Here is a 14,170-nt window from a genome sequence, read left to right as displayed (position 1 = left end):
CACTGGAGGGTACCAGCCCATGATGAGGAAAAGCCAAATCGCCCTGAGCACCGTCGCGTTGGCGGCGGTGCTCGTCGCCGGGCTCGGCATGGTCGGCGGCGCCACGCCGCCGCCCGCGCAGGCCACGGTCGCGGAACGGCCGGCGCCGGTCCTCGCGCCGGCTCCGCCGGCCGACGACGGCAGGCTGAGCGCCACGGGGATGGAGCACGTCCCGGTGTTCAAGTGACCGGAGGGAGGAGCGCCGCGGCCGGGCGCGGCGCTCACTCCATGTCGGGGAGCGCGCGGTAGGCGTCGCGCAGCGCGGCGGACCAGCGCTCGGCGATGCTGCGGAAATACGGGTCGTCCTCGGTGATGCGGCGGCGCAGGTCGATGCGCAGCGAATCGCGGCGGTAGACCAGCAGGTCGATGGGCAGCCCGACCGTCAGGTTGGAGCGCAGGGTCGAGTCCATGGACACCAGCACCAGCTTGACACCGGCCTTCAGGTCGGTGTCGTGGCGGACGACGCGGTCGAGGATCGGCTTGCCGTACTTGTGCTCGCCGATCTGGAAGAAGGGGGTGTCGGCCGTCGCCTCGATGAAGTTGCCGGCCGCGTAGATCTGGAAGAGGCGCGTGCCGTCCCCCTTGATCTGCCCGCCGAGCAGCAGCGACACGTCGAAGGACACGTTGTGCTCGCCCAGCGCCTTGCCGTCCAGCCCGTGCACCTTGCGCACGGCGGCGCCGAGGAGCTGCGCGGCGGCGAACATGTCGGGCACCGAGCCCAGGCTTTGCACCGAGCCGTCCACCTCGACCCCGGAGCGGGCGAAGGCGATCACCGCCTGGCTGATCGCCAGGTTGCCGGCCGACAGGATGACCAGCACCCGGTCGTCGTGCACCTCGGTCACGCACATCTTGGAGAAGGTCGAGATGTGGTCGACGCCGGCGTTGGTCCGGGTGTCGGACAGCAGCACCAGCCCCTCATCCAGGCACAGCCCAACGCAGTACGTCATCGCCCTACCCCCGTTCCGGCGTTATTGAAGATGGGATCACGCCGCGCGGCGGTCTACCGGAGCGCGGCGACGAACCCGGACACCAGATCGAGGATGAGCTCCGGCCGTTCGCGGTGCGGCACGTGGTAGGTGTCCGGGATGATCTCGACCCGCGCCGGGCCGCCGCTGAGCTGCCCGATCAGCTCCGGATGGCGCGTCGTGCCGTACTCGTCGTGGATACCGTGGATGGCCAGCACCGGGCAGGTCACGCGCGGCAGGACGGGTGCCAGGGACCAGTCCGCGAACTCCGGATGGAGCCACGAGTCGGTCCAGGCATCGAGAACCCACCGCGCCTTGTCGCCGTGGTATTTCCGCAGGCGGCCGACCTGGGAATCGTCCTTGAACTGCTCCTTCGCCACCCGGATGGCGTCGAGCGTCCGATCCTCCGGAAAGACCTGAGCGGATTCGGTGATCAGGGCCTCGCAGTCGGCGGGGAACTCCGCCGCGCAATGGACGGCCATGCCGCCGCCGACGCTGTGGCCGAAGGCGATGAAGCGCCGGACGCCGAGCTGCTCACGCAGGGCCGGGAAGAAGGACGGCGCCTCGTCGGCGATGAAGGTCGCGGGATCCAGCGAGTCGGCGCGCGGATCGGAGCGCCCGAACCCGAGCCGGTCGTAGGCGATGACCCGGCGCCCGGTGGCGGCGCTGAGGCCGGCGGGGAAGTCGCGCCACAGCTCGACCGAGCCGAGGGAATCGTGGAAGAGCACGATGGGCCGGTCCGGCGCGACCGCGCGCGCGCCGCCCTCGGGAGTCCAGACCCGGGCGAAGATCCGCCCGCGCGGATGCTCCACCCAAACGTCGTTCGCCATGATGCTGGAGGAGGTGGTGTCGGGCATCCGGTCGCTCTTCGGCAGGGGGACGGCAGTGTCCATGGACGGCGAGGCCGGCGCAAGCCCGGAGGAATGGAACGCTGTGGAACACCGTGGAACAGTGTGCGGGGGCTGTTCAGTTCACGCCCCCCGGCGGGTGCTAAGTCAGCGGGTGCGGCGGGTGTCGACGGTGAGGAAGTCGGGCTGGTCCTCGATGCCGGTCGCGGTCCAGGGGAACTGGCCCTTGGGGCCCTCGGACTCCGGCAGATGGGCGATGAGGGCGACCGGCGGATCGTGCTCGGCGGGCGCCGGCAGCGCGCCGGAGACCGGCTCGACGGGCGTCTCGCGGTCCTGCTCCGGGGTGTCGGGCAGCGGGCGGGAGCGGCCGAGCTGGTTGAAGAAGTCCATCCGGTCGGCCAGCCAGCGCACGGTGGCCATGTCGCCGCTGGAGACGGCGTGGCGGATCTGCTGCGACACCATGTCGGTCAGCGAGCCGAGCTGCGCCCGCGCCTCGCGCTCCAGGATCTTGCGCTCCCACCAGATGCGGGTGCGGAAGTCGATGGAGCCGTAGTACGCCCGCCACAGCGTGGTGCGGCTGCACCCCATGGAGCGCGCCACCTGGAGGAACGAGCTGCCGCGCGCCAGCATGAACGCGGCGTGCACCCACGCCTCCTCGGGAAACCGCGAGCCCGGCACCAGCGAGCCGGACGTCGGCGTCGGCGGCTCCTTCAGCCACGCCGGCAGCAGCTCGTCCGTCGGCGTCAGCACGCCGAGGCGGAGCGCTTCGGTGTCGGTGCGCTCGTTGAACTCCACCTTCTTCGGGCCGGTCGTCGGGGGCATATCTGGGCTCTTTGTCACATATTCGGATTTTTATCCTATGATGGGGACGGGTGAGTTGTCAAGCCGCTTGCCCTCTCCCGCCTGAGGCGGGAGAGGGAGGGGACCCAGGCGCAGCCTGGGGAGAGCGAGGGCGAAAGGGGAAGTCAGGCGGCCGAAGCCATATGCAGCCGAACGTTTTCCCGCCGCTGCAAGTGGGCGAGCACCGAGAACAGCGTCTTCGCCTGCGGATTTCCTTTTGGGCCGAGCATGCGGTGCAGGCTCTTGGCGTTGATGTTCACCTCGGCGGCCAAAGTTTCAAAGCCGATGGTGGCGTTGATGTAATCGCGCAGCATGGCCTGCCCGACCTCAACCTCCCCACCCAGCAGGCTGTCCACAGCCTCGCGAAGTAGCGCCTGACGGAAATCCGGGTCCTGGTCGGCGCGGGCTTTGACCGTCTCCCGAAAGTCGCGCGTGAGAGCCATGGCTACTTTCTCCTCTTGGAGCTTGTACCGGCGGGCTTGGGCTTCGGCCCCTGCTCGCTTTTCGCACCTTTCAGGGCTTCCGCTTTACGGCGCTTGTATTCCGCCCACAAACGCTTCGCCTCCGCGATATCCTTGCTCTGGCTGCTCTTGTCGCCGCCGCCAAATAGGACAATGAGTTGATCACCATCCCACGCCAGATAGATCCGATACCCAGGCCCGTGATCGATCCGATATTCGTGAACGCCTTCGTCCAGAGGCTTGATGTTCCCGTACTGACCAAGCGCCATCTTGGTCTTTGCTTTTGATACCAACGACGCCGCCTGGGCGGTCAATCCGTCGAACCAGATCTGGTAAGGGCTGCAACCATCCTCGTACAGGTACTCCCGGACTTCCGTCATGGTAACCTATGCGTTACTATATTTATAGACACGATCCATTGATGTCAAGGCCCTGTCATCCAATTCCTAAATCAGGCCTTAAAACAAGCTATTCACGCCATAGCTCATTCAGTGGCAGCATATCTTCGCCACGATCAAGGGCCTCCCGCACTCCATTCATCCGCTCATCAATTCTGCTCAGCAGAGAAGAAAAATGAACGTGATACATACATATTGATTCAATCAGTTGCCGCCCTGGCTCTTTCTTTTCCCTGATACACTCAGAGATTGCCTCAACGTCCGCCTCCATTTCCTCCATCAACAATATCGCATTACCAGCTTCCTGGACAATGGCGGGATGAATATGATCAGACCGAGTGGCAAAATTATTAAGCAGGTAACGGGCATTCGTACAGCGTTGGCGCCAATACCTTATACTATCAATTGATATGGAGAATTTCCCGTCAATGATTTCGTTTGCTATTTCGCCCGCCTCGTTACGCGCAAGCACAATCGCAAAACGCACCCCCCAGGCAACCTCTTCTCGTTCGCGGCGTCTATAGCGGCGTTGACGAAAGCTCTCAACACTGGACAGCCAAACCGCTCCGGCTATTGCTGCAATCGAGCCTGTCGCCTGCACCCAAGCAGCTGAATCGGCTCCCAGCCCATTTCTTAATATGCTGATTCCCGTGGCGGCTGCGCAGGCTACAATTATGCCCAGCATGAAAATGGCAAAGATTGCCGATGCAAACTTAGCCAAACGCTCTTTCAATAACATACGCCTCTCCCCGCAGCACAACCCCATTATGTCTCCTGAAAGGCATAAGACACAAGATGGTTGCCGTGCTTAGGAAGAATGCCAAGACGACGCAGGCATAAATCTAGGAAAGAAGGCTGATTTACCACCTCCTCTTCCTGTTGGAGAGCATAGGCGCCCTAACCCTTCCGCTCCAACACCACCGTCCCCAGCGGCGGCAGCGTCAGGTTCAGCGAGTACGGGCGGCCGTGCCACGACACCTCCTCGGTGTCCACGGCCTCTCCCGGCCCCACCCCGCTCCCCCCGAACCGCGCGTCATCCGTGTTCAGCCGCGTGACGTAGCGCCCGGCGTACGGCACCCCCACGCGGTAGCCCTCGCGCGGCACCGGCGTGAAGCTGCACACCACGATGAACACGCGCTCGGGATCGCGCCCCCGGCGCAGGAAGGCCAGCACGCTGTTGTCCGAGTCGTTCGCCTCGATCCACTCGAAGCCGGCCGGGTCGGTGTCGAGCTGGTGCAGCGCCGGCTCGTCGCGGTACAGGCCGTTCAGCTCGCGGATCAGGTCGCGCATGCCGCGGTGCAGCGGCTCGTCCAGCAGGTGCCAGTCCAGGCTGGCGGCGTCGTTCCACTCGCGCCACTGCGCGAACTCGCCGCCCATGAACAGCAGCTTCTTGCCCGGGTGCGCCCACATGAAGCCGTAGTAGGCGCGCAGGTTGGCGAACTTCTGCCACGCGTCGCCCGGCATCTTGTTGATCAGCGAGCCCTTGCCGTGCACCACCTCGTCGTGGCTCAGCGGCAGCACGAAGTTCTCGGAGAAGGCGTAGAGCAGGCCGAAGGTCAGGTGGTGGTGGTGGTAGCGGCGGTGGATCGGGTCCTTCGACATGTAGGTCAGCGTGTCGTGCATCCACCCCATGTTCCACTTGTACCCAAAGCCCAGGCCGCCCAGGTAGGTCGGCCGCGACACGCCGGGCCAGGCGGTGGACTCCTCGGCGATCGTCGTGGCGCCGTCGTGGCGGCCGAAGGCCAGCTCGTTCACGCGCTTGAGGAAGGCGATCGATTCCAGGTTCTCGCGGCCGCCGAACTGGTTGGGGATCCACTCCCCCTCCTTGCGGCTGTAGTCGAGGTAGAGCATGGAGGCCACCGCGTCCACGCGCAGGCCATCCAGGTGGTACTGCTCCAGCCAGAACAGCGCGTTGCCCAGGAGGAAGTTCGACACCTCGCGCCGGCCGAAATTGTAGATCAGGGTGTTCCAGTCCATGTGGAAGCCCTGGCGCGGGTCGGAGTGCTCGTACAGGTGCGTGCCGTCGAACAGGCCCAGGCCGTGCTGGTCGGTCGGGAAATGGCCGGGCACCCAGTCGAGGATGACGCCCAATCCCTCGCGGTGGCAGGCGTCGACGAAGCGCTTGAAGTCCTCCGGGCCGCCGTGCCGGCGCGTCGGCGCGTACAGGCCGATGGGCTGGTAGCCCCAGGAGCCGTCGAACGGGTGCTCGGTGATCGGCAGCAGCTCGATGTGCGTGAAGCCGAGGTCGCGGACGTAGGGGACCAGACGCTCGGCCAGCTCGTCGTAGGTGAGGAAGCGGTCGCCCTCCTCCGGCACCCGCGCCCAGGAGCCGAGGTGCACCTCGTAGATGCTCACGGCCGCCTCGCGGTCCTGCGCGCGGGCGCGGTCGTGCATCCAGCTGTGGTCCTGCCAGCCGAAGGACGGCAGGCCGTGCACCACCGAGGCGGTGGCCGGGCGCATCTCCGCCTCGAAGGCGTAGGGGTCGGCCTTGAGGGGCAGCAGGGCGCCGTCGGCGCCCTTGATCTCGAACTTGTAGCGGTCGCCGGCCTGGGCGTGCGGGACGAAGACCTCCCAGACGCCGGCCTCGACGCGCTTGCGCATCGGCAGGCGGCGGCCGTCCCACTCGCAGAAGTCGCCGATCACGCTGACGCGGCGGGCGTTGGGCGCCCACACGGCGAAGGCGACGCCGGCCACGCCGTCGATCTCGCGCGGGTGGGCGCCCAGGCGCTCGTAGGCGCGCAGGTGGTTGCCCTCGGCGATCAGGTGCAGGTCCAGCTCGCCCAGGATCTGGCCGAAGCGGTAGGCGTCCTCGAACTCCAGGGTGGCCAGCGGGAACGCGACGCGCAGGCGGTAGCGGAAACGCTGGCGGCGGTCGGGCATCACGGCGGCGAGGAAGCCGTCGTCGTGCAGGCGGTGCATCTCCGCCGCCGGTTCGCCGGTCGCGCTGTCGATCACCCAGGCGCGCAGCGCGCCGGGGAAGAAGGCGCGCACCTCGACCGGCGCGTCGGCGCCGTCCTGGTGCATGCCGAGGATGGCGAACGGGTCGCCGTGGTCGGCGCGCACGATCGCCTCGATGCCGCCGCGGAACAGGGCCGCCTTCTTCGGGTCGGCCTTCATCCGGGTGCTGGTCTCGTTCGGCATCGCTCGTCCCTTCCCTCTCGGTAATGACTTCGTGGCTCAACAAGGGCTTGCGGTCAATGTGACTTTCGGAGCTTCGAACCCTACTCCCACGCCGGCAGCGCGTCGCCGTCCAGCAGGCCGAGCACGCCCTTCACCGGGATGCACAGCCAGTTCGGGCGGTTGGCCGCCTCGTAGGCGATCTCGTAGAGCGCCTTTTCCAGCAGGAACAGCGTGAGCAGGCGGCGCGCCGCGCCCTCGTCGGCCGGCCAGACGCCGCCGGTCTGCGCGGTCTCGCGGTAGGAGGCGAGGAACGTCGCCACCGTGCGCGCCTGCCAGTCGCGCACCGCCGCGGCGAGCCGGGCCGAGGCGCCCTGGTCGGGCAGGCGCGACTCCAGGCGGAAGATCGCCGCCCACGCCGCGTAGTCGAACGAGCGCAGCATCCCCGCCACGTCGATCAGCGGCGCGCGCTTGGAGCGGCGCTCGGCGAGCGGGCGCGCCGGCTCGCCCTCGAAGTCGATGACGTAGAAGTCGTTCTGCGCCTGGAGGACCTGGCCCAGGTGGTAGTCGCCGTGCACGCGGGTCTTCACGACTTGCGCGGGGCGGGAGACGGCCTCGTCCAGGCGGTCGAAGACCTCGCGCTTGCGCGCCAGCAGAGACTCGACCTCGGCGCGGGTGGTGCCGGACAGGCGGTCGAGCGCCGCCGACAGGCAGGCGAAGGCGCTGTCGGCCTGCCGGCGGGCGCGGCCGGCCCAGTCCTCCAGGTCGCCGGGGGTGACCGGCTCGGGGTCGAAGTCGGGGCCGCCGCCGGGGGTGGCGAAGGCGCGGTGCAGCTCGGCGGTGCGCTGGCCGAGCGTCGCCGCCCACTGGCGGTAGACGGCGAAGGGCTCGCCCTCCGGGGCCTCGTCGGGGGCCTGCGGGGCGTTGACGGACAGCTCGTCCAGCTCGCGCTCCAGGTAGGCGATGGTGGTGGTCCAGCCGTCGCCCTGGTTGCGCAGGAAGCCCTGCACCACCGCCAGCGTCGTCGGCGTGCCGTCCTCCGCCACGTGCTCCAGCGCACCCAGGAGCGGCGGCGTGTTGGCGAAGCCCGCCACCTCGGTGAGGAAGCGGCCGACCTCCAGCTCCGGATGGACGCCGGGGGAGAGGCGGCGCAGCAGCTTCACCATCGCCTGGTCGCCGATCAGGACCGAGGTGTTGGACTGCTCGACGCCGACGCGGCGGATCTCGGCGTCCTCGCGGAAGTCGACGGCGGAGAGGCGCGAGGTCGGCCGGAAGCGCAGCACGCCGTCGTTCGCCTTCACCTCGCGGCCGTCGCGCAGCGCCCTGACGAGCGCGCGGATGAAGCCCTCCTCGGCCGCCGCGTCGAACAGCGCGCCGGGGTGCGGGCCGCGGCGGACCTTGGCCAGCGTGAAGGGCAGCAAGTACCAGCCCACCGTGCCGGCGTCGTGCGCCCAGCTCATGCCGAGCGGCAGGAAGTACTGCTGCGGGCCGCCGTTTCCGGACACGGTGACCTCGACGCGCAGCAGCAGGTAGCCGTCGTCGCCCTCGGGGCCGGCACCGGGCAGTTGGCCCCAGCCGACGACGCGGGCGCCGGCGATGTCCTGGTCCTTGGCGGCAAACCAGCGCTGGGCGGGCAGGAAGGCGGGCAGGACCGAGCCCTCGAACTCCTGCACGCTGCGGCTGTTGGCCGGGATCGACCAGCCCTCGCGCACCACCAGGGTGACGAGGTCGGGGTTGGGCTCGGGCAGCGTCTCGTGCCACGAGGGAAGCTCGGCCTCGGCGGCCAGCGCGAACCAGTAGAAGCCGTAGGCCGGCAGCGTCAGCAGGTAGGTCAGGTCGCCGATCGGCGGGAACACCGTGCGGCCCAGCATCTCCACCGGGACGCGGCCCTTGAACGGCTTGAGGTCGAGCTCCACCGCCTGGGCCGAGCGCGACAGGTTGGCGACGCACAGGATGGTCTCCTCATGCTCGCCGTCCTGGAAGACGCGCAGGTAGGCGAGGATCTTGCGGTTGCCGGGGTAGAGCAGCCGAAACGCGCCGCGGCCGAAGGCCTGGTGCTGCTGGCGCACGGCGATCAGGCGCTTGGTCCAGTTCAGCAGCGAGGACGGGTTGCGCTGCTGCGCCTCGACGTTGACCGCCTGGAAGCCGTAGATCGGGTCCTGGATGGCCGGCAGGAAGAGGCGCGCCGGGTCGGTGCGCGAGAAGCCGCCGTTGCGGTCGGGCGACCACTGCATGGGTGTGCGCACGCCGTCGCGGTCGCCCAGGTAGATGTTGTCGCCCATGCCGATCTCGTCGCCGTAGTAGACCACCGGCGTGCCGGGCATCGACATCAAGAGGCTGTTCAGCAGCTCGATCTTGCGGCGGTCGTTCTCCAGCAGGGGCGCCAGACGGCGCCGGATGCCCAGGTTGATCCGCATGCGCCGGTCGGTGGCGTAGAAGTTCCAGAGGTAGTCGCGCTCGTCGTTGGTGACCATCTCCAGCGTCAGCTCGTCGTGGTTGCGCAGGAAGATGGCCCACTGGCTGGCTTCCGGGATCTCCGGCGTCTGGCGCATGATGTCGGCGATCGGGTGCCGGTCCTCCATGGCCAGCGCCATGTACATGCGCGGCATCACCGGGAAGTGGAAGGCCATGTGGCACTCGTCGCCGCCCTTCGCCAAGTCGCCGAAATAGGGCAGCACGTCCTCCGGCCACTGGTTGGCCTCGGCCAGCAGCATGCGGTCGACGTAGTGCTTGTCGACCTCGGCGCGGATGATCTTCAGCACCTCGTGCGTCTCGGGCAGGTTCTCGTTGTTGGTGCCCTCGCGCTCGCGCAGGTAGGGGATGGCGTCGAGGCGCAGCCCGTCCACGCCTAAGTCCAGCCAGTAGCGCATGGTGTTCAGCACCTCGCGGATCACCCGCGGGTTCTCGAAGTTCAGGTCCGGCTGGTGCGAATAGAAGCGGTGCCAGTAATAGGCTTGCGCCACCGGATCCCAGGTCCAGTTGGACTTCTCGGTGTCGCAGAAGATGATGCGGGTGCCTTGGTATTTCTGGTCGGTGTCGGACCAGACGTAGTAATTGCGGTGCGCCGAACCGGGCTTGGCCTGCCGGGCGCGCTGGAACCACGGGTGCTGGTCGGAGGTGTGGTTGATCACCAGTTCGGTGATGACGCGCAGGCCGCGGTCGTGGCATTCCCGGAGGAAGCGGCGGAAGTCCTGCATGTTGCCGTAGGACGGGTTGACCTCGCGGTAGTCGGCGATGTCGTAGCCGTCGTCGCGCAGCGGCGAGGGATAGAAGGGCAGGATCCACAGCGCGGTGACGCCCAGGTCCTGGATGTAGTCCAGCTTCTGCCGCAGGCCGTCGAAATCGCCGATCCCGTCGTTGTCGGAATCGAAGAAGGCCTTGATGTGCAGCTGGTAGATGACCGCGTCCTTGTACCAGAGAGGGTCCTGCCGATCGATCATGGAGAGTCGCCGCGGTTCCGGTTGAGGGAAGTCCACGGGGAAACAGGACGATGCCGCGAAGGTTGCAGCGGTACGCCAATACCGGCGTGTACGGTGGGGGTAACGCGGGCGGCGATGCGCCGCCCCGCGGTCCACGCGGTGGACGGCGACAAACACAGAGACACAGAGGCACAGAGGAACACGGAGAAAAATAATCTCTGTGCCTCTGTGTCTCTGTGGTTCACCCCGCCATGACGGGGAGCATGTGGAAGGTCGTTAGGCCGGCACCACCGCCGGCTCCACCAGCGCGTCCAACTGCGCCACCACGGCATCCACCGGGATGCGCTCCATCTCCGGGCCGCCGAAGGTGGTGGCGGTGAGGAAGCCGCCGCGCTTCACCTTGGGCATCAGCTTCAGGGCGTCGGTCGGGCCGTAGAGCACCAGCAGCGGCACGTCGGCGGTGCCGAACAGGTGGCTGGTGCCGCTGTCGTTGGCCAGCGCCGCCGAACAGCGCCGGCTCAGCGCGATGGTGCGCAGCGGCGTGTAGCGCGGCTCGGACAGCGCCGCGTCCTGCAGGGGAAACAGCGCCTGCGGCACGGCGGCGCGCAGCTCCGGCACCCATTCCGTCTCGGCCGGGCCGAGGACGAACACCGGCACCCGGCCGCGCGCGGCCTGCGCCTTCGCCACCTCGACGAAGCCGGACAGCGGCCAGCACTTGTGGCGCTTGCCGGCCCCCGGCGCGATGGCGACGTAGGTCCGGCCGTCCGGCAGCATGGCGCGCGCCTCGGCCTCCGCCTCGGCCGGGACGGCGACCGCCTTGTCGAGCACCGGACGCTGGCCGGTCGCCACCTCCAGCAGGTCGAACAGGCGGTCCATCACGTGGCGCGGCTTGACGTAGCCCACGGGGGGCTTGCGGTCGGAGAAGCGGTAGGCGGCGCAGGGCGAGACGAACAGCTCGTGCTTCAGCCGGCGTGCCAGGAAGGTGCGCCACACCACCACCTGGGTGTCGATCACCACCGAGAAGCGCTCGCGGATCGGGAAGGGCTTGACCAGCTCCAGCGGGCTGCGGCCGATGCCGGTGCTCTCGCGCACCTCGTCGATCAGCCCGTCCATCAGCGGCCACAGGGTGGTGGCGAGCTGCGTCTCCTCGGTGCAGATCCAGACGATGCGGCGGTCGGGGAACACCCCGCGCAGCGCCCGCACGAAGGGGATCTTGGTCAGCGCGTCGCCGATCAGCTCGCCGTGCGTGAACACGGCCACCGGGGCCGGAGCCGTGCGGTCGGAAACGGGCATGGGACGTCCTTCGAGTCGGGTGCGGGCGGCGGACTATACCGTCGCCGGCGCGGGCGGGGAACCCTCGTGAGCTGCGCACGGGCGCGCGGCCTGCTACGATCACGCTTCCGCCCCCGCCACGGTGACGCCATGCCGCCACGCCCGCTGCTCGCCCTGCTGCTGATCGCCGGCCTGTTGACCGTTTCCGGGCCTGCCGCGGCGGCGGGACTGGTGCAGGAGCCGATGCGGCTCGCCGTCACCGTGCCCGGCAAGGCCGGCGACGAGCCCGTGTCGCTGGAGGCGCTGATGGTGCGCCCGGACGGGCCGGGGCCGTTCCCGCTGGCGGTGCTCAACCACGGCGCCCCGCGCAAGGCGGAGGAGCGGCGCGAGCGCACGCCCAACCGCGCGCTGCCGCAGGCGCAGGAGTTCGCCCGGCGCGGCTGGGCGGCGCTGATCGTGATGCGGCGCGGCTACGGCGAGTCGAGCGGCCCCTACGCGGAGAGCAGCGGGCCGTGCAAGACGCCGGACTACGTCACCTCCGGCCGGCGCAGCGCCGACGACGTCCGCGCGGCGATCCGCGCCGCGGCGCGCCTGCCCTACGTGGACGCGCGCAAGGTGATCAGCGTCGGCGTCTCGGCCGGCGGCTTCGCCACGGTGGCGCTGAGCGCCGACCCGCCGCCGGGGCTGGTCGCCGCGATCAGCTTCGCCGGCGGGCGCGGCTCGCCGCGCGACGGCGAGGTGTGCACCGAGGAGCGGCTGGTCGACGCCTTCGCCGCGTTCGGCCGGCGCTCGCAGGTGCCGATGCTGTGGGTGTACGCCGAGAACGACCACTACTTCGCGCCGGAGCTGGCGCGCCGCTTCGCCGCTGCGTTCAATGGCGCCGGCGGGCGCGCCAGTCTGGTGATGGTGCCGCCCTTCGGCGAGGATGGGCACTCGCTGTTCTCCCGCGAGGGCATCCCGCTGTGGACGCCGCTGGTCGACCGCTTCCTGGCGGCGCAGGGGCTGACGCTGCGCGCGGCGCCGCTGGAGGTGGCGCGGGTGGCGGCACGGCCGCCGCCGTCGCTGAACGAGAAGGGCCGCGAGGCGTTCGCCAGGTTCCTGGCGGGGCCGGACCACAAGGCCTTCGCGGTGTCGCCGGGCGGCGGCTTCGGCTGGCGCACCGGCCGCCGCAGCGAGGCCGAGGCCGAGGCCGAGGCGCTGGCCTACTGCGAGCAGGCGACCGGCAAGCGCTGCCGGGTCCACATGCTGGACGACCGGGTGATGGAATAGGCGGGCAAACGTGCCGGCACCCGTTCAGCCACTCTTTTTGTCGTCGTCCCCGCGAAGGCGCTATGGCATGCACACATGCTGCGATGCAGCAAGCTTATGGAATGAAAAGGATTCCCCCGTCATCCCCGCGAAGGCGGGGATCCAGTGCTCGCGTCGGCGAGCCGCATGACTCATGTCACCGCTGTCGCGGCTCATCCTGGATCCCCGCCTTCGCGGGGATGACGGCCAAAAGGCGGCTTGATGCGGCGACCTTGGAGCACGGTCCTGGGTGCGCGGTCTGGCGCCCATCCCTCCCCTACCCCAGTTCCACCCGCACCGTCTGCACGCCGTCGGCGACGCGGATCTCGATCACCCTGGGTTCGGGCTGCGCGCGGATGACGCTGATGTCGCCGTTGCGCTCCAGGCGCGCCTCGGCGACCTGGGCGGGGTCGGTCAGGCCCTTCCGGCGCAGATCCTCCTCCAGGTCGCGGCCGCTCAGGTGGGCGGCGCGCACCTGTGCCGCGTCCACCACGCCGTCGCGCACCAGGACCCGCGTGCCGCCCTTGACCAGCTGGCCGAAGCCGTGCCAGCGGTAGGCCGCCGCCGACACCACCCAGTGCAGCGCCACCAGCGTCGCCGACGCGGCCAGCGCCGGCAGCATCGGCGCGTTGCCGGTGACGGCGCGGCTGACGATCGACCCCAGCAGGATGCCGAGGATCACGTCGAACGCCGAAGTCCTGCCCATGGACCGCTTCTTGCCCATGCGGACCATGAACACGGTCGCCAGATAGACGATGGCCGCGCGCAGCATCATCTGCGCGGCGCCGATGTCCTTGCTCTCCAGTCCGCTGCCGATCAGCAGGCGCAGCGCGTCGTCCATGTGTCCCTCCCGAGCGTTGGCTGTGCAACGTGGAGGGACGGCGGAAGTTGCGCGGGGCGGGATCAGTCGAAGGCGGCGCCGCGGTAGATTTCCGACAGCGGCAGCTCGACGTCGAGGAAGGGCAGACGCGCCGCGGCGTCGGGACCGCGCAGGAACTCGATCTCCCAGTGGTCGGCCACGCGTCGGATCAACCGCGCCTCCGGCCGGTCGATCGCGACGAGCAGGACGGCCTGCACGCTGGGAATAGCGCAATAGTCCGTCAGCTTCGGCCCTTCGTCCTTCCCGGCCGTGCCGGGGGACGAGACCTCGACCACCAGCACCGGGTTGGGCAGCATCGCCCCGGCGATGCGCCCCTCCGTGCAGGAAACGGCGATGTCCGCCTGATACCAGGTGTCGTCGCGATCGGAAACCGCGATGCCGACTTCGGAGAAGGCACGGCACGGCGGGCGCAGGCGGTTCCACAGCGCGCCGCCGAGGTTGGCGACGATGGCCGCGTGTTCGGCCGCCGGCGCCGCCTGGGCGACCGGGCGGCCGTTGACGAACTCCACATGACGCGGGATCGGGCGGCCCTCGAACAGCTCGTAGCTGATGCCGCTGCCGTCGTCCCAGACGAGGAACTCCTCGATGGTCATGCGGGGCTGGGTGCGTTGCGGATCGCTCATCGCTGGCTCCGGGACGGTGCG

General features: G+C 68.9%; 13 protein-coding genes. 2 read left to right on the top strand and 11 right to left on the bottom strand.

Going from position 1 to position 14,170, the window contains the following annotated elements; translation table 11 throughout:
• Window positions 1-19 precede the first annotated feature (19 nt).
• On the top strand, window positions 20-226 hold the full coding sequence (locus TSO221_RS00585; RefSeq protein WP_109116535.1) for a hypothetical protein: 207 nt from the start codon (window positions 20-22) through the stop codon (window positions 224-226).
• 34 nt (window positions 227-260) lie between these two features.
• Here TSO221_RS00585 and TSO221_RS00580 read toward each other — a convergent pair whose 3' ends face one another.
• The 9 genes from TSO221_RS00580 to TSO221_RS00545 form a co-directional block, all read right to left on the bottom strand.
• Window positions 261-986, bottom strand: coding sequence for a proteasome-type protease (locus tag TSO221_RS00580; protein ID WP_109116534.1), 726 nt, complete (start codon window positions 984-986; stop codon window positions 261-263).
• A 53-nt stretch (window positions 987-1,039) separates the two neighbouring features.
• A complete protein-coding gene (locus TSO221_RS00575; RefSeq protein WP_247877854.1) occupies window positions 1,040-1,897 on the bottom strand; it encodes an alpha/beta hydrolase in 858 nt (285 codons plus the stop codon).
• Between the two features lie 102 nt (window positions 1,898-1,999).
• Window positions 2,000-2,674, bottom strand: coding sequence for a hypothetical protein (locus tag TSO221_RS00570; protein WP_109116532.1), 675 nt, complete (start codon window positions 2,672-2,674; stop codon window positions 2,000-2,002).
• Between the two features lie 143 nt (window positions 2,675-2,817).
• On the bottom strand, window positions 2,818-3,135 hold the full coding sequence (locus tag TSO221_RS00565; protein ID WP_109116531.1) for a transcriptional regulator: 318 nt from the start codon (window positions 3,133-3,135) through the stop codon (window positions 2,818-2,820).
• A gap of 2 nt (window positions 3,136-3,137) precedes the next feature.
• Window positions 3,138-3,533, bottom strand: coding sequence for a type II toxin-antitoxin system RelE/ParE family toxin (locus tag TSO221_RS00560; protein ID WP_109116530.1), 396 nt, complete (start codon window positions 3,531-3,533; stop codon window positions 3,138-3,140).
• Window positions 3,534-3,621: 88 nt separating this feature from the next.
• On the bottom strand, window positions 3,622-4,290 hold the full coding sequence (locus tag TSO221_RS34765; protein WP_146208657.1) for a hypothetical protein: 669 nt from the start codon (window positions 4,288-4,290) through the stop codon (window positions 3,622-3,624).
• Window positions 4,291-4,448: 158 nt separating this feature from the next.
• Window positions 4,449-6,668 (bottom strand): 1,4-alpha-glucan branching protein GlgB, encoded by a 2,220-nt coding sequence (glgB, locus tag TSO221_RS00555; RefSeq protein WP_247877855.1) that lies wholly within the window; start codon window positions 6,666-6,668, stop codon window positions 4,449-4,451.
• A 104-nt stretch (window positions 6,669-6,772) separates the two neighbouring features.
• Window positions 6,773-10,108, bottom strand: coding sequence for a maltose alpha-D-glucosyltransferase (treS, locus tag TSO221_RS00550; protein ID WP_109116528.1), 3,336 nt, complete (start codon window positions 10,106-10,108; stop codon window positions 6,773-6,775).
• Between the two features lie 255 nt (window positions 10,109-10,363).
• Entirely contained in the window at window positions 10,364-11,380 is a 1,017-nt protein-coding gene (locus TSO221_RS00545; RefSeq protein ID WP_109116527.1) for a glycosyltransferase family 9 protein, read from the bottom strand.
• Between the two features lie 129 nt (window positions 11,381-11,509).
• On the opposite strand from TSO221_RS00545, the gene TSO221_RS00540 reads away from it, so the two are divergent.
• The gene (locus TSO221_RS00540) at window positions 11,510-12,628 is read left to right on the top strand and encodes a CocE/NonD family hydrolase (RefSeq protein ID WP_109116526.1); all 1,119 of its coding nucleotides are present in this window, start codon (window positions 11,510-11,512) and stop codon (window positions 12,626-12,628) included.
• A gap of 295 nt (window positions 12,629-12,923) precedes the next feature.
• Here TSO221_RS00540 and TSO221_RS00535 read toward each other — a convergent pair whose 3' ends face one another.
• Both TSO221_RS00535 and TSO221_RS00530 read right to left on the bottom strand, forming a co-directional pair.
• Window positions 12,924-13,487 carry a YetF domain-containing protein gene (locus tag TSO221_RS00535; protein ID WP_109116525.1) on the bottom strand — a complete coding sequence of 188 codons (564 nt, stop codon included), beginning with the start codon at window positions 13,485-13,487 and terminating at the stop codon, window positions 12,924-12,926.
• A gap of 62 nt (window positions 13,488-13,549) precedes the next feature.
• Entirely contained in the window at window positions 13,550-14,149 is a 600-nt protein-coding gene (locus TSO221_RS00530; protein WP_158283958.1) for a Uma2 family endonuclease, read from the bottom strand.
• Window positions 14,150-14,170: the final 21 nt, after the last annotated feature.

Origin of the sequence: Azospirillum sp. TSO22-1 (assembly GCF_003116015.1) — a bacterium.
Classification (GTDB): domain Bacteria; phylum Pseudomonadota; class Alphaproteobacteria; order Azospirillales; family Azospirillaceae; genus Azospirillum.
This window is presented reverse-complemented; position numbering and strand designations above follow the sequence as displayed.